The sequence below is a fragment of the Ruegeria sp. YTSA075 genome, assembly GCF_059610245.1.
In genome coordinates this window covers 95,733-120,545 of the sequence record NZ_JBXWNG010000002.1, presented here as the reverse complement: position 1 = coordinate 120,545, position 24,813 = coordinate 95,733, and the positions used below count along the sequence as shown (strand labels likewise).

22 protein-coding genes are annotated in these 24,813 nt (G+C 57.4%); 10 read left to right on the top strand and 12 right to left on the bottom strand.

The annotated features are described in order from the left end of the window. Positions 1-2: 2 nt before the first annotated feature. The 4 genes from AC2FGE_RS03700 to acnA are packed head-to-tail and all read right to left on the bottom strand — an operon-like array spanning position 3 to position 5,245. Positions 3-989 (bottom strand): tripartite tricarboxylate transporter substrate binding protein, encoded by a 987-nt coding sequence (locus AC2FGE_RS03700; RefSeq protein ID WP_496817845.1) that lies wholly within the window; start codon positions 987-989, stop codon positions 3-5. Between the two features lie 36 nt (positions 990-1,025). Continuing rightward, positions 1,026-1,466 (bottom strand): ribonuclease E activity regulator RraA, encoded by a 441-nt coding sequence (gene rraA / locus AC2FGE_RS03695; RefSeq protein ID WP_496818291.1) that lies wholly within the window; start codon positions 1,464-1,466, stop codon positions 1,026-1,028. Positions 1,467-1,490: 24 nt separating this feature from the next. Next, positions 1,491-2,657, bottom strand: a complete 1,167-nt coding sequence (locus AC2FGE_RS03690) for a PrpF domain-containing protein (RefSeq protein ID WP_496817844.1) — start codon at positions 2,655-2,657, stop codon at positions 1,491-1,493. Beyond that, the gene (gene acnA, locus AC2FGE_RS03685; RefSeq protein ID WP_496817843.1) at positions 2,657-5,245 is read right to left on the bottom strand and encodes an aconitate hydratase AcnA; all 2,589 of its coding nucleotides are present in this window, start codon (positions 5,243-5,245) and stop codon (positions 2,657-2,659) included. Before acnA ends, AC2FGE_RS03690 begins: the two co-directional genes overlap by 1 nt. An 87-nt stretch (positions 5,246-5,332) precedes the next feature. Here acnA and AC2FGE_RS03680 point away from each other — a divergent pair, with 87 nt between their 5' ends. Continuing rightward, entirely contained in the window at positions 5,333-6,004 is a 672-nt protein-coding gene (locus AC2FGE_RS03680; RefSeq protein ID WP_480549806.1) for an IclR family transcriptional regulator, read from the top strand. Between the two features lie 101 nt (positions 6,005-6,105). Next, positions 6,106-6,978, top strand: a complete 873-nt coding sequence (locus AC2FGE_RS03675) for an isocitrate lyase/PEP mutase family protein (RefSeq protein ID WP_496817842.1) — start codon at positions 6,106-6,108, stop codon at positions 6,976-6,978. A gap of 70 nt (positions 6,979-7,048) precedes the next feature. Here the strand turns inward: AC2FGE_RS03675 and AC2FGE_RS03670 are convergent, their stop codons facing one another. The 5 genes from AC2FGE_RS03670 to AC2FGE_RS03650 all read right to left on the bottom strand — a co-directional run bounded on the left by AC2FGE_RS03670 (position 7,049) and on the right by AC2FGE_RS03650 (position 12,712). Then, positions 7,049-8,344 carry a TRAP transporter large permease gene (locus AC2FGE_RS03670; protein ID WP_496817841.1) on the bottom strand — a complete coding sequence of 432 codons (1,296 nt, stop codon included), beginning with the start codon at positions 8,342-8,344 and terminating at the stop codon, positions 7,049-7,051. A gap of 11 nt (positions 8,345-8,355) precedes the next feature. Then, a complete protein-coding gene (locus AC2FGE_RS03665; RefSeq protein WP_496817839.1) occupies positions 8,356-8,895 on the bottom strand; it encodes a TRAP transporter small permease subunit in 540 nt (179 codons plus the stop codon). Between the two features lie 66 nt (positions 8,896-8,961). Beyond that, the gene (gene dctP, locus AC2FGE_RS03660) at positions 8,962-10,026 is read right to left on the bottom strand and encodes a TRAP transporter substrate-binding protein DctP (RefSeq protein ID WP_496817838.1); all 1,065 of its coding nucleotides are present in this window, start codon (positions 10,024-10,026) and stop codon (positions 8,962-8,964) included. A gap of 175 nt (positions 10,027-10,201) precedes the next feature. Beyond that, positions 10,202-11,740 (bottom strand): aldehyde dehydrogenase (NADP(+)), encoded by a 1,539-nt coding sequence (locus AC2FGE_RS03655; RefSeq protein WP_496817837.1) that lies wholly within the window; start codon positions 11,738-11,740, stop codon positions 10,202-10,204. Positions 11,741-11,749: 9 nt separating this feature from the next. Continuing rightward, a complete protein-coding gene (locus tag AC2FGE_RS03650; protein WP_496817836.1) occupies positions 11,750-12,712 on the bottom strand; it encodes a dihydrodipicolinate synthase family protein in 963 nt (320 codons plus the stop codon). A gap of 266 nt (positions 12,713-12,978) precedes the next feature. Here AC2FGE_RS03650 and AC2FGE_RS03645 point away from each other — a divergent pair, with 266 nt between their 5' ends. From AC2FGE_RS03645 to AC2FGE_RS03610, 8 genes are all read left to right on the top strand, one after another. Beyond that, entirely contained in the window at positions 12,979-13,680 is a 702-nt protein-coding gene (locus AC2FGE_RS03645; protein ID WP_496817835.1) for a GntR family transcriptional regulator, read from the top strand. Between the two features lie 149 nt (positions 13,681-13,829). Further along, positions 13,830-14,435: a helix-turn-helix domain-containing protein gene (locus tag AC2FGE_RS03640; protein WP_496817834.1), complete on the top strand. Its 606-nt coding sequence runs from the start codon at positions 13,830-13,832 to the stop codon at positions 14,433-14,435. A 132-nt stretch (positions 14,436-14,567) separates the two neighbouring features. Continuing rightward, entirely contained in the window at positions 14,568-16,151 is a 1,584-nt protein-coding gene (locus AC2FGE_RS03635; protein WP_496817833.1) for an ABC transporter substrate-binding protein, read from the top strand. A 57-nt stretch (positions 16,152-16,208) separates the two neighbouring features. Continuing rightward, positions 16,209-17,150: an ABC transporter permease gene (locus tag AC2FGE_RS03630; RefSeq protein ID WP_496817832.1), complete on the top strand. Its 942-nt coding sequence runs from the start codon at positions 16,209-16,211 to the stop codon at positions 17,148-17,150. Next, complete coding sequence (locus AC2FGE_RS03625; RefSeq protein WP_496817831.1) at positions 17,147-18,004, top strand: ABC transporter permease; 858 nt, start codon at positions 17,147-17,149, stop codon at positions 18,002-18,004. Before AC2FGE_RS03630 ends, AC2FGE_RS03625 begins: the two co-directional genes overlap by 4 nt. 2 nt (positions 18,005-18,006) lie before the next feature. Continuing rightward, positions 18,007-18,999 (top strand): ABC transporter ATP-binding protein, encoded by a 993-nt coding sequence (locus AC2FGE_RS03620; RefSeq protein ID WP_496817830.1) that lies wholly within the window; start codon positions 18,007-18,009, stop codon positions 18,997-18,999. After that, positions 18,996-19,991, top strand: a complete 996-nt coding sequence (locus tag AC2FGE_RS03615; protein WP_496817829.1) for an ABC transporter ATP-binding protein — start codon at positions 18,996-18,998, stop codon at positions 19,989-19,991. The genes AC2FGE_RS03620 and AC2FGE_RS03615 overlap by 4 nt, the downstream gene beginning before the upstream one ends. Next, on the top strand, positions 19,984-21,786 hold the full coding sequence (locus tag AC2FGE_RS03610; protein WP_496817828.1) for an aminopeptidase P family protein: 1,803 nt from the start codon (positions 19,984-19,986) through the stop codon (positions 21,784-21,786). Before AC2FGE_RS03615 ends, AC2FGE_RS03610 begins: the two co-directional genes overlap by 8 nt. Before the next feature lie 27 nt (positions 21,787-21,813). Here the strand turns inward: AC2FGE_RS03610 and AC2FGE_RS03605 are convergent, their stop codons facing one another. The 3 genes from AC2FGE_RS03605 to AC2FGE_RS03595 form a co-directional block, all read right to left on the bottom strand. Next, positions 21,814-22,497, bottom strand: a complete 684-nt coding sequence (locus tag AC2FGE_RS03605) for a GntR family transcriptional regulator (protein ID WP_496817827.1) — start codon at positions 22,495-22,497, stop codon at positions 21,814-21,816. A 179-nt stretch (positions 22,498-22,676) separates the two neighbouring features. Beyond that, entirely contained in the window at positions 22,677-23,702 is a 1,026-nt protein-coding gene (locus AC2FGE_RS03600) for a trans-3-hydroxy-L-proline dehydratase (protein WP_496817826.1), read from the bottom strand. A 7-nt stretch (positions 23,703-23,709) separates the two neighbouring features. Further along, positions 23,710-24,813, bottom strand: coding sequence for a cis-3-hydroxy-L-proline dehydratase (locus AC2FGE_RS03595; RefSeq protein WP_496817825.1), 1,104 nt, complete (start codon positions 24,811-24,813; stop codon positions 23,710-23,712).

The window sequence follows — 24,813 nt, the reverse complement described above, 5'->3', positions numbered from 1 at the left end:
ATTTAGAGGAAGCCAAGCTTCTTCATCAGATCACCGATTTCCTGTTCCTGCTGCTCCAGGAAGGTGCGGAAGTCGTCACCGTTGTTGTGGATGTCGACCCAGCCGTTGCGATCACGAACTTCGACCCATTCCGGCGTTCCGTACATCTGGGTCAAAGCGTCCTGATAGGCCGCCAGCTTGTCGCCAGGCAGACCGGGGGCCGCGAAGAACCCGCGCCAGTTCACAAACGATGTATCGTTGCCCTGCTCTTTCATGGTTGGCGCATCAGGAAAGGCGTCGACACGTTCGTCTGAGGTCACGCCAATGATGCGAACCTCACCGGCTTTGGCCAGCTCGACTGCTTCGGAGAAGCCTGTTGAGACCGCCTGAACTTCGCCTGATAGCAAACCGGCCATAGTGGCGCCTCCGCCATCATAAGGGACGTATTTCATGGCCACTGGATCAGCGCCCGCCGCCTGGAAAACCATGGCCGCAACCAGATGGTCCATCCCCCCGGGAACCGATCCGCCACCAACCGCGGTCGAATTTGGATCAGCATTGAACGCTTCGATCAGCCCGTTCAGGTCCTGAATTGGCCCGTCCGCCGCAACCACCAGCGCCGCATAGTCACCGATCGTTCCGGCCACAAGCGTCAGATCGCGGAAGTTCTGTGGGAATACGCCTGTCAGCGACCGGATCACGATGGGCGTTGAGTTGACCATCAAGGTGCCGTGATTGCTGTCTGCGTTCTCGATCAGATAGCCGATGGCCTTACCGCCACCACCGCCGGACATATTTTCATAGCTCGCAGTTCCGACAAGCCCTGACTTTGTCAGTGCCTCACCAGTACCACGGGCCGTACCGTCCCAGCCGCCGCCAGCGCCGCCAGGAATAAGAAAATGAATGCTGTCCACGACTTCCTGGGCTTGTGCAAGCGTCGGCATCCCCAGCGACATCGCTGCCACCGCAGCAGCCGCAAAGGTCCGGCGTGTAAGTTGAAGTTTTGCCATTGTTTCCTCCCATTGGTTGGCATTTCGTTATTTTTGTTAGATCGGATTCTGTGCCACCAGAATTCCGTCTTGATCACAGTAGATGTACCGCCCCGGCCAAAACAGCGTGCCTCCGAAGGCGACGGGAACATCGATCACCCCAATGCCGCTTTTGCCTGATCGAACCGACGTCGCCCTGCACGCTTTGATCCCAAGGTCAAGACGCGCAAGACATTCACTGTCACGAACCGCTCCGTTTATGACAACTCCTGACCATCCATTGGCGATCAACCGTTCTGCCATCATGCCTCCCAGCAATGCCGTGCGCAATGATCCGCCGCCATCCAGAACAATGACACCGCCATTTCCCTGCAAAGTAAAGAGTTTCTCTTGAACCCCCTTGCTACCTCCAGCCGTGACTGCGGTGTGGATACGCCCCGCAAAGCTGCGTTTTGCGCCATAATCCGTGAACTGTTGCCGGGCAGAGCTTGCCGGCAGGCATCGCCCAGATCGGCTGTGAGTTTAGCAATCGAATTGATCAGCACCCTCCACCAATTCGGCCGGATACAGAACCGCACCTTCCATAAGGCGCCTTTGGGTGCGGAATGTCCCGGCAGATATCGCCTTGGGTCCTGTGGGACCGGTTTCAACATTGGCTATCGTCGGCAAATTGCCCGACGGGTTGCCGATGCGCAGGTCTTGAGTTGTGGGTTGCGCGATCTTTTGCACCAGCGTGCCCGGTATCTGGGCAGCGACTGCAGTGCACATTGCTCCGGTCAGTGTAATGGCACGATGAAATTTCCCCATCGACACAAGCCGCACATTAATGTCATGACTGCCCGCTCCATACACACGTCCATCAAGAGCTGTGAATTCCTTGGGGGCACCAAGCATGGCGACCTTCGGGCTTGAGCGTTTCACGCCCTTAACGGATGACGCCATCCCCATCGCAACAGCACCTGCTGCACGGATTTGTTCGACCAAAGCCATGTATTCAGTGTCACCATCCAGATCCTGCGGACGTTCTGTGGCCGTTTTGTTCAGATCCGCGGCGCGGAAAAACACCACCGGATTGGCGGCATCGATCAAAGAGGCCTCAAGCGCCCCGAACCCATCAACCTGAAGAACATCAACAACATTACCTGTTGGCAGCAGCATCCCGGTGCCAGCGCCGCCGGGGGCCAGAAAATCAATTGTTACCTTTGCCCCGGCACCAGACACGCCGGGAATTTCGAACGTGCCTTCTTCCACGGGATGGCCATCGCGCACCGGAAAACACGCGTGATAAATACTGTCGGTATTGGTGCTGTAGATACGTACAAGTGCTTCTTTCTGATCTGCTGCAACCTGAACCATCCTTTCCTCAACCGCGAAAGGCCCGACACAGGATGACATGTTTCCACAGGCCGAGCCATAATCAGCAATGGGCTCATCCACCGCAATTTGTACGAAGGTGTACTCCACATCCGCATCATCCCGGCTCGACGGCTCAACAATCACAACTTTGGATAGCGATGACAGCCCTCCGCCCATTCCGTTCAACTGCCGACCATAGGGGTCAGGGCTGCCCAGGACGTGCAGGAATATGCGATCACGCACCACCTGATCCTTGGGCAAATCTGCACCGTTGAACACAACCGCCTTCGAGGTCCCGCCCCGATAGAACGCCGCCCGCAACCGCTCCGCCATCAGGCAGCCCCTGCCAGAAACCCGCGAAACGCGCGTGGCAACAGACCGCCCTCGGCAAAGGTCGCGCGTTCGGCGTCATTATATAGCCGAAGATCCAACGGCGTGGTTTGGACACGACCATCCTTTCGATGGATGGTCAGAGAGGCTGTGGTCAGGTCCTCACTAAAGTCGATATCAAAGGTCTCGGACCCGTCCAGTTGCAGGCTTTTTCGGTTTACACCTTCCGGGAAACACAGCGGCGCGATGCCCATATTCACAAGATTCGAGCGATGAATACGTTCGAAACTTTCCGCGATGACGGCACGAATGCCAGCCAACCACGGGGCTTTGGCCGCTGTGTCCCGGGAGGAGCCGCAGCCATATTCCTTACCCCCGATCACGACAAGTTTCTGATCCCGGTCCAGATAGGTTTCGATCGCCTTGAAAACCGATGTCACCTGCCCTTCGGGTTCGACCCTCGTCCAGGACCCTTCTTTGTCGAGGGTCATTTCATTGCGCAGGCGATAGTTCGCGAATGTCGAGCGAATAACAACATCCGAACAACCGCGTCGGGTTCCGAAGGAATTAAAGTCGCGCGGGGTGACGCCTTTCGCCTGCAAAAACTGGCCGGCCTCGGAATCCGGCGTAATGATACCTGAGGGCGAGATATGGTCGGTTGTGACGCTATCGCCCAGAATAGCCAACGGGCGCAGGCCCCGCAGAGGCTCAAGCCGGATCTTCTTTGGGCTGATGTCTTTCACGAAGGGCGGGAAAGAGACATAGGTTGAAGGCACCCATGCATAGGTCCCGGTCCCAACCTCCATGGCATTCCACTGATCGTTGACATCCCCGATGGCCGCATAATTGTCGCGGAATTCTTCAGGCGTCACAAAGGTCTCAACAATGCGCGTCACCTCATCCGCCGCGGGCCACAAATCATCCAGCATCACAGGGTTGCCATCTTGATCGGTTCCCAGCGGTTCGGTTGTGATGTCTTTCAGGATCGTTCCCATCAAGGCATACGCCACGACCAGAGGCGGCGAGGCGATCATGTTTCGCGATGCAAGCGGATGAATCCGCCCGGCAAAATTCCGGTTTCCAGACAAGACCGCAATGCCTTTGACATCATGTGCCTTGATCGCCTCCTCATGCGCGGGTTCAAGGGGGCCGGACATTCCGTTGCAGGTCGAGCAGGAAAAGGCAGCAACCTCAAAGCCGAGCGCATCCAGAGGATCCTGCAGGCCGCTTTCTGACAGGTATTTGGCCACCACGCGCGAGCCTGGTGCCAGCGAGGTTTTGACATGCGGTTTGACAGCCAACCCACGCGCAACCGCGTTGCGGGCGACAAGGCCAGCCAAAACCATGTTTCGGGGGTTCGCCGTATTGGTGCAACTGGTTATCGCCGCGATGATCACATCGCCATCGCCAATATCATGATCCGCATTGGGTACGGGCACTCTGCGCTCGGTCTCACCTTCGAAACTCAGGCGGTCCGTCGCAGCCGAGAGGTCGATCCGCTGTTCCGGGCGCGACGGGCCAGAAACCGAGCGGCCAATCTGATCGAGATTGAGTTCAACAACCTGCTCATAGTCAACCGAAGCATCCATACCCTCGACCCACAGGTTCTGCTCTCGGCAATACAGCTCGGCCAGTTTAGCACTGTCGTTACGGCCGGTCTGACGCAGATATCCGATTGTGCGCTCATCCACCGGACAGAATACCATGGTCGAGCCATATTCCGGGGCCATATTGGCAATGGTGGCGCGGTCGGCCACACTCAGTTCAGCATAGCCGCTGCCGAACAGTTCGACGAAGGTGTCGACCACCCCAATCGCGCGCAGCTTCTCGGCGATGACCAGCGCAATATCCGTGGCGGTCACATGGTCTGACGGCTTACCCGTCACCTCAAGCCCGATCACGCGCGGCACGTTTACTGGCGTGGTTTCACCGAACAGCAATGCCTCGGCCTCGAGCCCACCAATACCCCAGCCCATGATCCCAAGCGCGTTGATCATCGGGGTATGGCTGTCAGTGCCCAGGCTGGAATCCGGGATCAGTATTTCCGGGTTCTCATTCGACGGCAGAACCGTCTGCCCAAGATATTCAAGGTTTACCTGATGGCAAATACCCCCGCCTGGTGGGATAACCCTCAGCTTTGGAAACCTGACCTCACAGGCTTTGAGAAACGCGAACCGTTCGCGGTTCACTTCAAACTCGCGCTCCATGTTCTTGGTCAGCGCAAACTTTTCAGCCCAGTGATTGATGGACATGGAATGATCAATCACCAGATCGACCGGCAAACTCATATCAACCACGTTCGGGTCGCCACCCATCTCTTCCAACCGGTTGCGCATGGCCATGATATCGATCAGCGCGGGAATACCCAGCATGTCATGCAGCAACAGGCGTGCAGGGCGAAACGGAACCGCATCTCCGGCCCGTTTGAGCACATCCAGCGCAGCGGCCCCTTTTTCGGAATGGCGCGCTGCATTCTCCGCCAAGACCCGCAGCGAATAGGGAAGCGTCCGATAGTCGCCCCCCACTAAGGCACAATAATCCACGGCCCGGAACGCAGTATTGGCGATTGGTTTGTGGATAACATGTGTCACGGCGGCCTCCAGAATTGCCACCAGGCTAGACAATACCAAAGGGATGCAGCAAGGTTGATCCAGTCTCGTTTCATCTGACAGAACGCTATGTCCTCGAACAGAACGGAATCCGTCGAGCGCGCCATGTCAATCCTAAGCGCGTTTTCAACCCAGCACCCCATCATGTCTCTGGCCGAGTTGGCCGAGGAAACCGGGCTGCACAAAAGCACCATCCTGCGCCTAACGAATTCCATGAGCATCTATGGTTTTATCCAGCGTGACGAGGACGGCCGGTTCAGTGTGGGTCCCAGCGTCTGGCGGCTTGGGTTGATTTTCCGGCGTGATTTCACCAAGCGCGAACACGTCGCACCATCGCTGAAAATACTGGCCGAAGCGACGGGGGAAACCGCCTCTTTCTATGTGCGCTCTGGCAATGAACGCATTTGTTTATACAGAGAAAACTCACCAAACCTACTGCGCTTTCATGTCGAAGAAGGCATGCGCCTTCAACTGTCTACTGGGGCCTCAGGGCTGGTGCTGCGACACTTCTCGGGCGAGGATGTTGGTGACCTGGCGAAGTTCAACAAAAACGGCACAGCCAGTTCTGAAGGCCAAACCAATCCGAACATCTCGTCAGTGGCCACTCCGGTCTTCGATGCCGAAGGGCACCTTATCGGCGCGCTGACGGTCTCGGGTCTGGCCAATAGGTTCGACGCCGAAACAAGGGCAAACACGATCCCGTTGCTTGAAAGTCTGGCGCGCAGCCTGACCACGAGTTGATGGGCTTGTTTCATCTGATAGAACGCCAAGCTGCTCAACTTGCCACATTAACCGGGCTTCGATAGGCATTCAGGTAACGCCACAAGCCGGAGGGCGCCCCGATGATGAACCATGAGATCAACAAAGCTTTCCGCGAACGCCTGAACACGGGCAAAGCGGTTCTGATGCCTGGTGCTGCCAATGCCCTTGCCGCGCGCGTGATCGATCAGCTGGGTTTTGAGGCGGTCTATATTTCGGGTGCGGGCCTGACAAACACCAACTTGGGCATGCCCGACCTGGGCTTTATCTCGCTCCCCGAGATTGCGCAGCATACATCGGCCATTCGCAACAGTACCGAACTGCCCATCGTGGTTGATGCAGATACCGGGTTCGGCAATGCCCTGAACGTGCATCACACCGTGCGCACATTGGAGCGTGCAGGCGCCAGCGCGATTCAGTTGGAGGATCAGGTCAATCCAAAACGGTGCGGCCATTTTGCGGGCAAGGATGTGGTCGATCTGGTCGAAGCGCGCAGCCGGATAAAGGCAGCAGTGGACGCGCGTCAGGATCCAAATTTCCTTGTGGTTGCCCGCACGGATGCCTGCGCCACACAAGGGTTCAATGCTGCGATCGAACGCGCCGAGGCGTTCATCGAAGACGGTGCCGACATCACATTTGTCGAAGCGCCCCAAAGCATGGAAGATATTCGCAGTATCCCAGGACGTTTGATTGGCACACCGCAATTGATCAACCTGGTTGTCGGCGGCAAAACCCCAATCGTCGATTTCTCCACGCTGGACGAGATGGGGTTTGGCCTTGTGCTCTATGCCAATGTTGCGTTGCAGGGTGCATTGAAAGGCATGCATGATGCGCTGTCTTTGCTGAAATCAGATGGCCGGATGGATGAAAACGGACCTGTCGTTAGCTTCGAGGTGCGGCAGGGCGCAGTTCAGAAAGCCTATTATGACGAAATGGAAAAGCGATACACGGAATGATGTTAGGCATTCCGGTTGCCGACCACCTGCCGCAAACGTGGCCCTGAACCACCAGTTGCCGCACGCCCAATTACAGACCCACCAGAATATCGGGCAACCAGGTTGCGACTTCGGGGATCAGAATGATCACCACCAGCACCAACATCTGCGCTCCGACAAACGGCAATACGCCGCGATACATCTGGCCATAGGTCATGTCACGCGGCGCGATTGAGCGCAGATAGAATATCGATGGGGCCATGGGCGGCGTCAGATACGAGGTCTGAATAACGACCAGCACCATCATCGCAAACCAGATCGGATCGATACCGGCAGATTTCACAATCGGGGCAAAGATCGGGATAAAGATCAGAACAATTGAAACCCAATCCAGCACGAAACCGGCAAAGAACACCACCAGCAGGAAAAAGGCGATGATTCCAGCATTGCCATATCCGATGCCTGCGACGGCATCCCGCACCAGTTGTCCCCCTCCGGTGACCGCAAAGATGCTGGTAAACATCGTTCCGCCCGCGACGATCAGCATAATCATCGCCGTGATGCGCAGCGTGACGTTCAGTGCGTCAGACATCAGCCTCAGGTTCAACTCGCGGAACATCAGCGCAAGAATGACTGTTCCAGCCGCCCCAACAGCTGCGGCTTCGGTGGCCGAGGCGATGCCAGCTAGCAGCGATCCTAGAACCAGTAAAATCAAGGCCAAAGGTGGCAACAGTGCGGTCAGCGTGACCTTCATCTTGCTGCCGGCGGGCATCGCCCGATCCTCTGATCGCAGGGGTGGTGCGTCGTCAGGGCGGACCATACTGCGGATCAAGATATAGAGTACAAAGAACACCACCATGAGCAGCCCAGGCAGAATCGAGGCGGCAAAAAGCTTGCCAATCGATAACTGAGCGATTGACGCATAGACGACCACGATGACCGATGGCGGAATGATTGTACCCAACGACCCGCCCGCGCAGATGGTTCCAGCAATCAGGTCGTTGCGATAGCCCGCTTTGGCCATCGCCGGGATCGCCATCAGGCCCACAACAATCTCAACCGCGCCAACAACACCGGACGCGGCGGCGAACACGGCACACATTGCAATCGTCGACAGTGCCAGCCCACCGGGCAGACCGCCCAGCCACAACTGCAGTGCGAAGAACAGCCGTTTAGCGATCCCCGACCGTTCCAATATCGCACCCATGAAGATGAATAGGGGGATCGCGGCCAGCACAAAATTCGACGCCGTATGCAGCAGCGGGCCATAAAGTTGAAGAAAGATCAGATCGCCAAACACCATGTATCCGAAGGCCACGGAAATGATGATCAGTGAGAACGCGACAGGAATTCCGGCGAAGACCAGCACAAAAAGTGCGGCAAACATCAGCAACGGTGTCATTGATTTTCTTCCATAGCTTCAAGCTCGCCCGGTGCTTCGCCAGGGTTCTTCCGGCCGGTCAGCAACTTGATTGACTCACCCAAAAACTGAAGCGCAAAAACCGCCAGACCAACCGAGATGACGGTGTAAAAGGGCCAAACCAGGGGCGCCCAGGGGCTGACGCTTTCGACTTCACCAGTGATCAGCGCCTTCCAGGCCTTCTTGCCTGAGACCCAAGCGAAAATGACCATGATCGGTGTCATGATCAACAGGAAAACCAACCCGTTCAGCATCTGCTGCGCGCGCATTGGCAGCCGTTGAGATAAAAAGTCGATCCTGACATGCACATCACTGCGCAGCGCATAGGCCGCGCCCAGCAAAAAGATCGAACCGTTCAGCATGTATGAGATGTCAAACGCCCAGAGCGTCGGCGCACCAAACGCATAGCGGGCCACCACTTCGTACAACATAGCAAGGATGAGGGCGAAGATCACACACCGGCCAAACCAGGCCAGTATCCCTGCAACCGCATCGATAAGTCTGAGTATTCTGGTCATGTGCTTCCCCATAATAGGATGACCGGCACAGGCGACCGGTCATCCAGATCAGCGTCAGAGTGGGAGTTACTCGGCGCTGTCACGTACCAGATAGCCGGAGTTTTCAGCCCAGTTCGCCTGATAGGCGAGGTAGCTGTCTAGGACCTCTTGCATCCGGGCGCTGCCGGCTTCGGCCTTTTGGGCGGCCTGGTTGCGGGCCCAATCACGCCCGGCCGCTCGGATCTTTTCCGATTCCGCCGGTTCCATATTGACGATTTCAACATTTGTATCGCGGAACGCGACCATCGCCTGGATGTCTTCGTGACCGAAATGGGTGAAGCTTTCATAGGTTGTCAGCTTCGCCGCAGCGGTAACCTGTTGCTTGATCTCCTCCGGCAGCGCGTCCCAGGTTTCCTGTTTAACAAAAACTTCCCACAGGAAGGACGGCTGATGCACACCCGGCATGATCATATAGGGCGCAACCTCATGGAACCCTTCCGAGATGTTACCACCCGGCGTCGACCATTCGACCGCATCCACGCCTTTACGCTGCAACAGGGTGTAGATTTCATTCCCCGGCACAACCGTTGGCACGCCGCCAAAAGTTTCCTGCAAGACGGCGGCCCAAGCACCGGATGTCCGGTATTTGACGCCCTTCAGGTCCTCGGTTGTTTCGATCTTGACGTTCGAATGCGCCATGACCTCGGATGTGCCAATGCCGACAACCAATGTATGCAGGCCCATTTCCTCGCGGCGGAACTCTTGCAGCATCTGCTCGCCACCGCCTTCGTAAACCCAGTGCAGCGTCGCCTCACCTGACATGCCGCCCGGGAAGCTGGCGAAAATGGCGTTCGTCGGATCCTGGTTTACCAGATAGGATGGGGTGGAATGCCCCGCCTCAACGATACCGTCCTGCACGACCTCATAGGCTTTGAAAGCCGGGGCCAGAACGCCAGCGCCAAAAGGTTGGACGTGCATGCGACCGGCAGTGAGCGTGTCCACATTGGCAGCAAACCGTTCCATAAAGTTCTGATAGAAGAAGGACCCTTCGCCAATTGCGGCGGTCATTTTCCATTCAATCTCGGCGGCTGATGCTGGCACGGAAAGCGTGGCTGTCACCGCCAATGCGGCTAAGTTCGAAAAGAGTTTCATCTATTCCTCCTGTTGCGGGCCAAGGCCCCTGGTTTTGCGCCTGTTGGCGCTGCATTCCGCCGATCTGCTTCTGTGGCAGAGTCTCGGGGGCGATGATCGAACAGCCAGGTCGCGGCTATCCCTGCCCGGCCCCCACCCGGGGGCCAAAGCTGTTACTTGCGGTTGAAACGCGATGCTACTGGCCCTGCGTTCCCAGATCATCCGGGCAAAGCGCGGCCGGCATGTTCTGGTAGGCAACCGGGCGCACCCACCGCCGTATGGCCATGGTTCCCACACTGGTTGCACCAAAATTCGTACTGGCCGGATAGGGCCCGCCATGGACCATCGCATCAACCACTTCCACACCTGTCGGAAAGCCGTTGAACAGTAACCGACCAGCCTTGCGTTCGAGAACCGGGAACAATTGGAGCGCCAACGCTGTGTCTTCGTCATCCATGTGGATCGTGGCCGTCAATTGACCGTCCAGTTTGGCGGATAGGGCGACCATGTCGTCCTCAGACTTAACGCGCACAACCAAAGATGAAGGTCCAAAGATCTCTTCGCTCAGGCTTGGATCGGCCAGAAAAACCTCGGCGCTGGTTTCAAACAATGCCGGTTCTGCGGCCCGATCCGATGCGGCACCTTGCAAAACTGGGCGCACACCGGCGCAGCTTGCCAGATGCGATTGACCGGCTCGGAAGGCGTCAGCAATACCATCAGTCAGCATGGTCTGACTGGGCACCTGTTGCAAAGCTTCTGCCACAGCGGCCACGAACCGATCGGCATCCGCGCCATCTACCACAACAGCAATTCCTGGATTGGTGCAAAACTGCCCGGCCCCCATGGTCATGGACCCGGCCCAGGCCTTCCCGATCTCTTCAGCACGCGCCGCAATGGCGTTTGGTAGAACAAACATCGGATTGACCGAGCCCAATTCCCCAAAGAACGGGATCGGGTCGGGACGTGCGGCGCATAGGTTGAACAGCGCCCTGCCCCCGGCCAAACCGCCAGTGAAGCCGACCGCCCGGATCGCGGGATGGTTCACCAGCGCCTCGCCAATACAGCGATCCCCGCCTTGCACCAGTGAGAATACGCCTGCAGGCATGCCGGTTGCCTTGATAGCGGCGTTGATCGCGTCGGCCACGACCTCGCCTGTTCCGGGATGCGCCGGATGACCTTTGACAACAACCGGGCAGCCCGCGGCCAAAGCCGAAGCGGTATCGCCACCCGCGACCGAGAAGGCCAGCGGAAAGTTCGACGCCCCGAACACCGCAACCGGGCCGACTGGGCGTTGCATCATCTTGATATCCGGGCGAGGGGCGGGTTCACGATCCGGCAAAGCAGGATCATGACGGCGTTCCAGATATTCACCCTTTTGGATAAGCTCGGCAAACATCCGCAGCTGTCCTGTGGTCCGGCCGCGCTCGCCCTGCAAACGCGCTTCGGGCAGACCGGTTTCTGCACTGCCGACACGGGTGATATCCTCGGCGCGGGTTTCGATCTCATCCGCAATAGCATTCAGAAACCTTGCGCGGTCCTCTCGACTGCGATTGGCATAGTCCTGAAATGCAGCCTCAGCCAAGGAACAAGCCTGATCAACCAGTTCGGGTGAGCCGGATGCAAACGAGTGCGCCGCACCCGTTGCAGGGCTTGAGGTGAACCACTGCTCGGATCCAACCCATTGACCGCCGATCAGATGCTGCCCGCGAAATGTGTAGCCGTTATCAAGTGACATGTCAGATCCTCACGCAGCGTGCTGTGCAGAGGCACCGGCCTGCTGCGTCCAATTGGTGTACCAGTTGCGGAACAGGGTGAATTGCTGTTCGACGTAACCACGCTGGCTGTCGCTCAGCGCATCGGTTTTGTTGAAGTGGTTTGTGTATTCCGCATAACCCGTCAGAACCATCAGATGCTTGTAGTACAACACCAGATCGGGGCCCTCATCGAACGAAGACAAAACGCCAAGCGCCGCCTCAAGTTCCAATGCGCGACTGCGGGCAACCGCATCCCCTTTAGCCGCTGCCTGGCACAAAGCGACCAGATGCAGGACTTCGTTGGGCAGAACGTTCCCGATCCCGGTGATCGCGCCCGTTGCACCGCAATTGACAATGCCGTGGAAGACAGCGGTATCAACACCAACCATCAGGGAAACATCATCGCCGCCACTGGTGATGCTTTCAGCCGCATAGCGCAAGTCGTCAGCACCGCCGAATTCCTTGTAGCCGACAAGGTTCGGATGATCCGCCCGCAGTTCAAAGAACAGGTCGGCGCGTGTCGCGAAACCGTAATAGGGGCTGTTGTAAATGACTGCGGGCAGTTCTGATGCAGCGGTCAAGATGGCTTTGAAATGTTGCCGCTGTGCGGCAATCGACGTGCCGCGCGACAGGACGCGCGGGATGACCATAAGTCCCCTGGCCCCGACCTTCTGCGCGTGTGCCGCATGCTCGACCGCCAACACCGAGTTGATCGCACCTGTTCCGACAATCACTGGGATGCCCGCCTCGACCAGGGCCTCGACCCCTTGCATCCGCTGCACGTCGGTCAACAACGGCCAGTCACCCATCGAACCGCAATAGACGACAGTGGACATGCCGGCCTCGATCAGCTCTGCACCCTTGCGCACCAGCGCGTCAAAATCAGGGGTTCCATCCGCCCGGCAAGGGGTCATCAGCGCCGGAATGCATCCTGAAAAGACATTCGAGTTCACTGCTTTGATCTCCGTGGTTGTGGCCCAGATCGCAAGGCGTCACCTGTGTCGCCTGCTGATCGGGAATCGCATATTATCGCGCCAGTCTACTTTTAATATTTTATTTGTCGACAAATAATCGACAAGCGCGCGAAATTCGACCCAGATACCCGGAAAACTGATGAATTCTCCCCCAGCAATAACGCTCGACTCGCAGCAGACACGTGTGGCAATACCGTTGAACACGCTGATAAGCGCCCACGACCCCGCGGCCGAGGACAACCGATATGGAAAAACGCAAGACCGGAGATACGGGCCGCAAACGCGGTTCAGGTGTCCAGTTTGTCTATGAAACCCTGCGGGACGAAATCATCGATCTTGCGCTGACACCCGGCAGCCCAATTGACGAAGCCAAACTGAGCGAGCGGTTCTCCATGTCCCGCACCCCGATCCGCGAAGCGCTGGTCCGGCTGACATCCGAGGGTTTGGTCACAACATTGCCCAACAGGGCCAGCATCGTGGCCCCGATCGATTTTCTGAACCTGCACACTTTTTTCGACGCCATGACGTTGATGTATCGCGTCACCACCCGATTGGCGGCTGAGTATCGCACGGAACAAGATCTTGAAGATATCCGTGCATGCCAAGCGGAGTTTTTCGAAGCTGCGGCCGGAAATGATGTGCTGACCATGATCACCAAGAACGCCGATCTTCACAACGCCATCGCTCGGGCCGGGCGGAACCCCTATTATGAAAGCCTGACACGCCGTCTTTTGAACGAGGGGCAGCGGATCATGCGGCCCTATTATTCGTCTTTCGGGGATCGCCTGCCAGATCGCTACGCCTCGGAACATGATGACATTATTGCTGCAATCGCAGCGCAGGATATAACCGAAGCCGACCGGCTTGCCAGCGCGCACGCGGAACAGATTGTTCAAAACATCCGCGACATGATTTCGGCAGACCGGCGCCACGCAATCGCTCTCTGACTCCCATCATCACAGCCCTTTCAACTCGCCTGGGCCGTTGATTTCTGCGCCCATGCGCATCAGTTTTTTACCCTTACTAAAAATATTTTTGATCTTTCTCTTCTAATCCGATTGAATGCGCCGTGATGATTGATTTCGGGAGACAGCGCATGAGCAGTCCGGCGGGGAAGGATAACTCAAAGCCCAAAGGCAGGCCCAGCGAATTGGGCCAGGCAATCCGCAGGCGCCGCAAGGCCATGGGTCTGACGCTAGATCGGGTCGCCCAAACATCCGAACTGACCACCGGATTCCTGTCTCAGGTTGAACGCGGCCTCAGCTCACCGTCTCTCAGCTCGCTGATGGCAATTGCGGCAGCGCTGCAAACCAGCATCGAAAAGCTGCTCAGCGTGCCCGAAGTGTTCACAGAACATGTCGCAAAGGACAACAGGCAAACCTATTCACTGGGCACGCGCGGGCGGTTCTATGAAAAACTGGGGCCCGGATTTGCCGGGGCCCTGTTCAATCCGCAGATCGTACACAGACCTCCCGGCCACGTATCTGAAAAGATGTGCCATGAGGGCGAAGGGTTTTGCTATTTGTTGTCCGGGCGGCTGGAATACCACCTTGGTGATCGGGTGTTCATCATGTCGCCCGGTGACGTGGTTCACCATGACACATCCACCCTCCACTACTCGGTCGTTTTAGGCGACGAGGAATCGATCGAGCTGTGGGTAACCACTTCTCCGATCAATGATTCTCGGGCCGTTTCGCTCTAAGTCGACAAATTGTCGACTTAGAACTAAATGAAATCATACGGTAATTTCTGCTTTACTAAAAAAAGCTTTAGTAAAACTAATAATCGGATATGGTCAGCCCGAGAATATGCTGTATCTGCGGGAGGACTGTACATGAAACTCAAAGCCGCTCTTGGCGTAACCGTCGCATTAACCCTGGCCATGCCTGTGCTTGCGCAGGAAAGGGGTGGCACGCTGAATTTCGCGCGCTATGACGGTTCACGGCTGATTGACCCGATCTATGCGGATCGCAATCCTGATATCTGGATGGTCGGCAGCCTGTTCGACACATTGCTGCGCAGCAGTGCAGACGGCAATTCCGTTGAACCGGGTCTGGCCGAGGCATTTTCGGTTTCCGACGACGGCAAAACCGTATCGCTTACACTACGTGAGGGTATTCAGTTTGCAGATGGCTCACCGATGTCCGGCGCAGATGTCGTCTTCTCTCTGGACCGCGCGCGAAATCCTGATCTCAGCCCGTGGGCCGGTCTGTTGGGCTCGATTGGTACGGTCAGCGCCGATAGCAATGCCGTTACCATCTCGCTCAACAGCCCCGACCCAACCCTTCTTTCTATGTTGGCCACGTTCAACACGGCCATTGTGTCGAAAGCGGCGTTTGATGCCGCCGCTGGCGATACCGATCAGGACAAATCCGCTGCGATCTTTGCCTCCACATCTGCCGGTGTCGGATCAGGGCCGTTCTACCTTTGTGGCTTTGAACAGGGCGCGTCGATGGATTTCTGTGCCAATGAAAACTACTGGCGCATGGGCGCGGATGGCAAACCCTTGCCCTATCTGGACGGCGTACATTTTGAGATCATTCCGGATGATGCAACCCGTATCCTGAGCCTGCAAGCTGGTGAGGTTGATGCTGCCGAATTCATCCCGTTCAGCCGAGTGGCAGAACTGCAGGGCGATCCAAACATCGACATGCAGCTTTATCCGTCCACCCGGATCATCTATTCGCCGATCAACACGCGCGAAACCCGCGCTGACGGGTCACCAAACCCGCTGGCTGACGCCCGCGTGCGTCAAGCCTTGAACTATGGCACCAACAAAGAAGCCTTGATTGGTTTGGTCCTGCACGGCGCAGGTCAGCCGATGAGTTCGCCTTTGATGGCCAAAGCGACCCAATACGCCGCCGACATGAGCCCGCTTTACGCCTATGACATGGAAAAGGCCAAAAGCTTGATGTCCGAAGCAGGGTTTGCGGATGGCACACAGGTGACCTTTACCACCCTGGCCGGGTCGGCTGATGACGCGACGATTTTCGCAGCGCTGCAGCAGATGTGGGCGCCGCTGGGCATTGATTTGGTGGTCGAGCAGGTCGATAATGCCACGCGCGGAGCCAAGAACCGTTCGGGTGAATTCGATATCCACACCTATGGCTGGGTCAACGACGTGAATGACCCCAGCCAGGTTGTGGGCTGGTTGGGCCATACCCCAACCGCCAAGGCCGTTGGAACCGGCTGGGAAAACGCTGAATTCAACACCCTGTTCGACGAAGCCGCCAGCGAAATGGACGCCAACGCACGCAAGGCGAAATTCGCACGCATGCAAGAGCTTTATGCCGAGTCCGCACCACTGTTGTTCATGTATGAAACACCTTTTGCCGTGGCACTGGGTTCGGCCGTCGAAGGTTATGTTCAGACCCCATTGGGCAACAACGTCTTCGATCAAGCGACCGTAAGCCGTTAACAGTTACCACTCGGCCTCGCCGCTTTCGAGTGGCGGGGCAATAAGGCGGAGCTTGCATTGTCCAGTTTAAACTATATCGCCAAGCGCTTACTGATGATGATCCCGACCTTTCTTCTGGTCATGATCATCATCTTTTTTCTGGTTCGCCTGCTGCCTGGCGACCCGGCAATCGCCATGGCGGGCGACCGCGCGTCGGATGCGGATATTCAGGCAATCCGCGAACGGTTGGGCCTGACCGAGCCCATGTTCGTACAGTTCTGGTTGTTCCTCAGCAACACGCTGCAAGGAGATTTGGGTCGCTCGATCCTCATGCGATCCGATGTGATGGATGTAATCGCCGAACGCCTGCCGATTACCCTGTTTCTCACCGTCTATTCGGTTGCGTTGTCCCTGCTGATTGCCGGACCCCTGGCTTTTGTTGCCGCACTGAATCGTGGGCGCTGGCCCGATGCATTGATCCGCACCGTCTTTCAGATCGGATTGTCGATGCCTGTTTTTTACATCGGCCTGGTTTTGCTGACATTTCTCGCCGCACAGATGCGCCTGTTCCCGGTCGGCGGCTATGGCGACACCTTCACCGAACGGCTCTATCACCTGTTCCTGCCCTCAGTGACTGTTGCACTTTATACCTCGGCCATCGTGATGCGGAATCTACGCAGCGCGATTGTCGAAGTTCTGGATGCAGAATATGTCCAGTTCGCGCGCGCCAAGGGCTTGCCTCCACGCCTGATCCTGGGTCGGCATGTTCTGCGCAACGCGCTGATTTCAACGGTGACGCTGCTGGGGCTTTCCATCGGCAATCTTATGAGCGGTACGCTGGTCACCGAAACCGTGTTTGCAGTGCCCGGGATGGGGCGACTGATGCTCGAGGCGATCTTTGCCCGTGACTATCCCCTGATACAGGGCCTGACCCTGACATTTGCAGTTCTGGTGTCCGTTGTCTTTCTGATGACCGATCTGTTCCAAAGCAGACTTGATCCAAGGATGCGCCTGCAATGAGCGACGCGACCTTCAACAACAGCATGAAACCTGCAACACTTCTTCGACGCGCCCTGCGCAAGCCCGGTTTTGTCGCGGGCTGCGCCATCATCGGGTTTTCAGTGTTGCTGGCCCTGTTCCCAGCAGCCTTCGCGCCCTATGATCCGAACGCCATTGACTACCTGGCCATCAAGCAACCCCCGTCCTGGGCACATCCTTTCGGCACCGACCTGCTGGGCCGTGATAGCCTGTCACGTGTGATCTGGGCCTATCAGGTCAACATGCAGATGGCGGTTTTCGGCACTGTCTTTGCACTGGTCACCGGCATTACGATCGGGGCGCTGGTCGGCTACTACCGGGGCGTCGCTGACCTGATCTTTGGGCGCATTGTCGATGCGGTCATCACCTTTCCGTTTCTGGTTCTTGTGATTGCGGTGGTGGCCGTTTTGGGGCCCGGGCTGATCAACATGTATATCGCCATTTCTGTCGTCTACTGGGTGTATTACGCGCGGCTGATGCGGGCTGAGGTGATCGCCCAGATGGGCAATGACTATGCCTCGGCCGGGGTCGTCATGGGGTACTCCGACAAGCGGATCATCTTCCGTCATCTGCTGCCCAACGCAATCACCCCGGTGATCGTCTATTGGATGACCGACATGGCGCTGGTGATCCTGTTGGGATCGTCGCTTGGTTATCTGGGTCTGGGCGCGCAACCGCCACAGGCCGAATGGGGCGTTTTGATTGCCGAAGGGCGCAACTTTATCTCGACCGCATGGTGGCTAAGCTTGATGCCGGGCATCGCCATCGTTCTGACCGGCCTTGGCTTTTCACTACTTGGCGACGGGCTGGCAGATTTGCTGAGGCCGCGGGGATGACGATGCAAGATCAAAGAAAGCTGCTTGAGGTCACAGGGCTCAGCACGACCTTTCACAAGAACGGCCTGGCCTTGCCCGCCCTGCGCGATGTCAGTTTCAGCGTCGAACGTGGTGAGGTTTTGGGCCTCGTGGGCGAAAGCGGTTCAGGCAAAAGCGTCACCTTGCGGTCCATCATGGGTCTGGCGCGGCGCTACGGGCAGGTCAGCGGGCAGGTGCGCTGGAAAGGCAGTGATCTGGTTGCGATGCCGGACCACGTTCTGCGCCACATTCAAGGCCGCGAGATCGCGATGATCTTCCAAGAGCCGATGACCTCGCTCAACCCCTTACTAACGGTTGGGCTTCAGTTGGAAGAAACGCTGCGCACGCATACCGATCTATCCCGCGCCGCGCGCCGCGACCGAGCAATTGAGATGCTGGATCTGGTCGGTATCCCGTCCGCCGCACAACGGTTGAAAGACTATCCCCACCAGTTTTCCGGCGGGATGCGTCAGCGTGTGATGATCGCCATTGCCTTGGCGGCCAATCCCAAACTGCTGCTGGCGGATGAGCCAACAACCGCGTTGGACGTGACCATTCAGGCGCAAATCCTGGATCTGATCCTGAGGTTGGCGCAGGACATGGATATGGGGGTTGTACTGGTCACCCATGATCTGGGTGTTGTGGCGCAAACCTGTGACAATGTTGCGGTCATGTATGCAGGCCGGATTGTCGAACAGGGGCCTGTTCGCGATGTCCTGCGGACACCGCAGCATCCTTACACCGTTGGGCTAATGCGGTCAGTGCCGGAGAACCTGCCACCGCGCACGCCGCTCTATTCCGTTCCAGGTGTGCCACCTGCCCTGGACGCCTTGCCACCGGGTTGCGCTTTTGCGCCGCGCTGTGCCGCCTGCATCGACGCGTGCAAGCTGGATCGCCCACCGATGACGGTGATCACCGATCAACGGCAGGTGGCCTGTTTCAACCCCATGACCAAAAGCCAGGGGAACGCCGCATGACTGCGCTGATGCAAATCCGAGACCTGCATTTGCGGTTCCCAATGGGCCGCAGCATCGGCGATGTCGTGGCCCGTCGCCCGGGGCGCGAGGTTAAGGCACTGAACGGGGTCAGCCTGGACCTGATCCGCGGCGAAACCCTTGGGGTGGTGGGCGAATCCGGATGCGGAAAGTCCACGCTTGCCCGTTGTATTGTGCGCCTGCACACGCCCAGCGACGGAAGCATCCGTTTTGAGGGTCAGGACGTGTTTGACAGCATCTACAAAGCAGATCGCAGCTATAACCGCCGCGTTCAGATGATGTTTCAGGACCCCTATTCCTCGCTCAACCCTCGCATGACGACCGGGCAGATATTGGCCGAGGCGCTGAGTGTCCACAATATGCGTCCCGAAGCTGAAATCCCCGGCCGCATCGCCGAGTTGTTGGATCTGGTGCGCCTGCCGCAGGACGCGCAGACCAAACTGCCACATGAGTTCTCGGGCGGCCAGCGCCAGCGCATCGCCATCGCCCGTGCCCTGGCCGTCGAACCCGAAGTTCTGATCGCGGATGAGCTTGTGTCTGCCCTTGATGTTTCGGTTCAGGCGCAGGTCGTGAACCTGTTGCTGGACCTTCAGCGAGAACTTGACCTGACGATCCTGTTCGTCGCCCATGACCTGCGCCTTGTCCGGCATGTTTCGAACCGGGTTGCCGTTATCTATCTGGGCCGGATCGTTGAGATCGGCGATAGCGAAACCCTGTTCTCGGCACCTTCCCATCCCTACAGCCAAGCCTTGCTTTCTGCCGCACCGTCCCTGAATCCCGATGACAAAGGCACCGTGAAACGGTTGGAGGGAGAGCTGCCCTCACCCCTGAACATGCCCAGCGGCTGCCCGTTTCACGTCCGCTGCCAACACGCCACAGACCTTTGCAAAACCGAAACGCCTGCCCTGCGCAGCTTTGCGGGCCGTGGTGAGGTCGCATGCCATCATGTTGAAAAGATAAACACCCATGCGTGACACCCCGGACACCGATCGCGCCCCTGTCATCGCTGCCTTGCGCGCCGAGATTCAAGCACAGGGTTTGGACGCGTTCATCCTGCCCCGATATGACGCGCATCAGGGTGAATATGTCGCTGCTCATGACGAGCGTCTGGCCCATATCACCGGGTTCACCGGGTCGGCGGGCATGGCGATCATTACCCCGGACACTGTCGCCATGTTTGTAGATGGCCGCTACGTTGTTCAGGTGGGTAATCAGTGCTCTGGCGCAATTTTCTCGCACCACCATTTGTTCGGCAACCCGCCCGAGCTCTGGTTGGCCTCGGTCGCGCAAAAAGGCTGGCAGATCGGCTTTGACGCGATGCATCTGCCGCCGGTTTGGTATGATCGCTTTGCCGATGCGCTGAAAGACACCGGTGCGGAGTTGAAGGAAACCAGGGGAAACCCGGTCGACGCTGTCTGGCCGGATCAGCCGCCCGAACCCGATGACCCAATCGAAACCTTCCCACTGCAGTTTGCAGGCATCAGTGCGGTCGAAAAGATCTCCGATCTGATCGCTGAACTGACACGCAGGGGCGCCGACCTGCTGGTGGAAACCCAGCCAGACAACATTGCCTGGTTGTTGAATGTGCGCGGCTCAGATGTGGCGTTCAACCCGGTTCCGAATTCATTCCTTCTGGTGCAACGCTCGGGCAAAGTGCATTGGTTCGTCTCGGATAAAAAGCGAAGCGCTGATATCATCGATCATCTTCCAACGAATGTCGAACTGCACGCCCCGGATCGATTTCTTTCTGTTCTTGATCACCTTGCAGCGCAAGGACAGGGCGTTGTGTTCGACCCGGAATTCTCTCCAGTCGCGGTGCGGCATGTCCTGAACAACGCGGACGCCCGGGCACTGCCGGTCCGGGGGTTGCTGAGCCGTACCAAGGCCACAAAAAACCAGACCGAGCTAGAGGGAATGCGCGCCTGTCATATCAAAGACGCCGTAGCCTGGACCGAATTCTGCGCCTGGCTCACCACCGAAGTCCCGGCGCGTGCAGCTAGACAAGATTGGGTGACAGAGCGCGAAGCTGAAAACAAGATACTTGAGTTTCGCCAACAGCAGCCAGGATATATCTGCGACAGCTTCAATACGATCTCAGCCGCCGGTGCCAATGCCGCCATGTGCCACTATGCAACTGATCCAGACAATACTGTCCCTATTCTGCCGGACGGCACCTATCTGCTGGATTCCGGTGGCCAATACGATACCGGGACAACCGATGCCACGCGCAGCTTGTCGTTCGGCGCTCACCGCCCGGATGGATATGACCGCGCATACACAGCCGTTTTCAAAGCCTTTCAGGCCTTGGCGACTTTGCGTTTTCCGCGCGGAACACAAGGGCATCACATTGATGCGATCTGCCGAAGGCCGCTGTGGGATCTGGGGCTAGACTATGACCACGGCACCGGACACGGGATCGGGCACCGCCTGTCTGTCCATGAACATCCGCAGCGCATTGGCAAACCCTATAACCCGGTCGACCTTATGCCCGGGATGGTTCTATCCATCGAGCCTGGATATTACGAGGCCAACCGCTTTGGCATTCGCATCGAAAACCTCTTTGAAATTGTCGAGGCCAAGGACGGGTTTCTTGAGTTCTCGAACCTGACCTGGATTCCGATCCAGACCGGTATGTTGCTGATCGAGATGCTGACCGACGCACAGATTGAATGGCTCAACACCTACAACGCCGCTGCTTTGAACCGGCTGCGTTCAGAATTGTCACCCGAGGGTCTCGATTGGGCTGAAACCGCATGCTCTGCCATTTGATAAAGCGAGGCACCGACCTTTTTGAAATTATCTAAGGTCCTCATCAGCACGCTTTGAGGCGATCATCTCAAGCAACTGATCTTTCGTGCGCCGAATATGTGATGTCAGAAGTTCGCAGGCGTCTTCCACCTTGCCTTCCCGGGCCAGTTGCAGAAGATCCCGATGTTCCATCTTTGCGGGTTCGCGCTGCTTCATGACGCTCAGATGCATCCTTACATAGCGGTCCGACTGCAAATTGATGCGGTCCAGTAGTTCATGGGTCAGCTTGCGATCCGAGGCTGTATAAAGCGCCGAGTGGTATTCATGATTCAAAATCCCCCATCTGCTGACGTCGTTGTCGTCATAAGATGTTTCCATCTGTCTCAGAATCTCTTCACAGCGGGTGAAGTCACTGGCATCCATTTTAGGGATGGACCGACGAAACAGATCAACTTCGATCAGGCTGCGCAGATCAAATATCTCGCCGATTTCGCTGAGGGAGTGTTTGGTGACCGATCCACCACGATTGTTGGTCCACTGAACAAGACCTTCGGCATTCAAACGTTTCAATGCCTCTCGTATCGGCATCCGTGACACGTCATACTCTTCGGCCAGCGCCTCTTGTCGAATTGTCTCGCCTTCCGCCAGTTCACCACTGAGAATGCGTTCACGCAGGTCATTTGCGATGACGTCTGGAAGGCTTTGTTTGGTGATCGCGCGTTTTCCTGCCATTTCTTCCCTTGCCCGGTTACGGTCCGAAGATACGCGTAGCGATTAGCGGCAGTTTTTCCAAGCAAAACCGCATATCCGGCATCCTCGCATAGGTTTGAATACTCTTACTTTTATTGTGTATCCAATATCCCATTAGATCAAGTGATGAATACCGAACCGCGCAAACGGGCCCGCATGCCTCAGGCGCCCCAGGTGTCGGACAGACGGTAGCCCCCCGGCCATGGGTCATCAGGATCCAGCATGTGCTGGTGGATACCTGTGATCCAACCCCGGCCGCCGATTTCAGGAATGATGGCTTCACCACCGCCGACCGTAGTCTTGCCCAGAATGCGCCCGGTGAAGCGGGACCCGATGATCGAGATCGCTTCGAAGGTTTGACCTTGTGCCATCACCCCTTTCGCAGCCATCAATGCCATACGCGCGGAAACCGCAGTGCCCGTTGGCGACCGATCCACCTTACCGGGCTGGATGGCGACGGCGGATTTGCTGGTCAGTCCGGTCTCTGTCGAAGACAGCGGCCCGCAAAATGCACAGAACGAGATATGGTTCCAATCCGCGTTTTCGGGGTGCGAGAAACCAAGCTGTTCATTGGCCGCATTGGTGATCCGCACGCCCGTCCGGGCGATATCGCGGGCTTCGTGTTCTGCAATCTCGAACCCCAGTGCCTGCGCATCGACGACGACAAAACTGTCACCACCATAAGCAGTGTCCACTGTGAGTGTACCCAGGCCCGGAACCTCCAGAGGGACCGAGAGTTTATCCGCAAAGCTCGGCAAGTTCTGCACGAAGATACGTTGCGCCTTGCCGTCACGGCATTCCGCCCGCACCCGCACCAACCCTCCGGGCGCTTCAAGCACCATATGGGTTTCGGGTTCGCGCATGGGAATGATTCCACTATCCAACAACACGGTCGCAACGCAGATCGAATTTGATCCGGACATGGGCGGCGTGTCTTCCGGCTCCATGATAATCCAGGCGGCATCAGCCTCTGGATGCGTGGGCGGCACCAGTAGATTGACATGCCGGAACACTCCGCCACGGGGCTCGTTCAGCACGAAATTGCGCAGGGTCTGATCCTGAGCAATAAAGCTGCGCTGATCCCAGAGCGTCTTGCCCGGCGGCGGGGCCACGCCGCCGACAATGACGTCCCCCACTTCTCCTTCTGCATGGGCAGAAATGACATGAACGGTTTTGCTGCTGCGCATCTGACCCTCAATTATACTGCGCGACAGGCTCACCCAAGGCGTCATAGATCGGATCAACCCCCAGACCGGGCCGATCCGGGGCGGTCATTCGACCATTTATGCGTTTGGGTGCACCGGTTGCGATATCGACTGTGCCGTAGGAATTGAAATCGGTCGCTGAAAAGGTGAATTCCGGCGGCGTCGAGCGAGCCAGATGGGCGATGGCTGCGGTTGTGATGTCACCACCCCAGGTGTCTTCAATGGTCATCGGGATACCATGCGCCACGCATAAATCCCGCATCTGGCGCGCCTTGGTCAGGCCGCCAACCTTCGAGATCTTTAGGTTGATGACATCCATCGCATCTTCAGCAATGCCGCGGACAAGCGTATTTGGGGTGTCGATCACTTCGTCCAGAACAAACGGCAATACCGTGCGACGACGGATCGAGACGCATTCCTCATAGGTCAGGCAAGGCTGTTCCACATAGACATCCAGATTGGCAATCGCACCCACCACTCGTGCGGCCTGATGACGGGTCCAGCCGGTATTGGCATCGGCGACCAGAATGTCGGTCTTTTTCAGAACCGCGCGAGTGGCATGGATACGGTCAATATCCTCATTGGCCTCGCCTCCAACTTTCAGCTGAAACTTGGTATAACCTTCAGCGGCATAGCCTTCGATCTTCTTTGCCATCAGGTCGGGCGCTTCCTGGCTGATGGCGCGGTAGAGCACCACATCATCCTGCGCCGCGCCTCCGAGAAGGGTGTAAAGCGGTTGGTCCGTGGCCTTGCCCAACAAATCCCAACACGCAATGTCGACGGGAGCCTTGGCATAGGGATGGCCACGCAGAGCCGCATCCATGGTGCGGTTGATCTGCCCGATGTTCAGGGGATCCTGCCCGATCAGATGCGGCGCCAGTTCAGCCAGCCCTGCCCGGACGCCCAATGCAAATGATGGCAGATAGGCCGAGCCCAACGGGCAGCATTCAGCGTATCCGCGCAGACCTTCGTCTGTGATAACCTCCAGAACGGTGCTGTCAAAGACCTCGACGAAGTTGCCATTGGACCAACTGTATCGGCCCTCTTTCAGCGGCAGATCCACCTGATAGACATTCATTCCGGTGATCTTCAT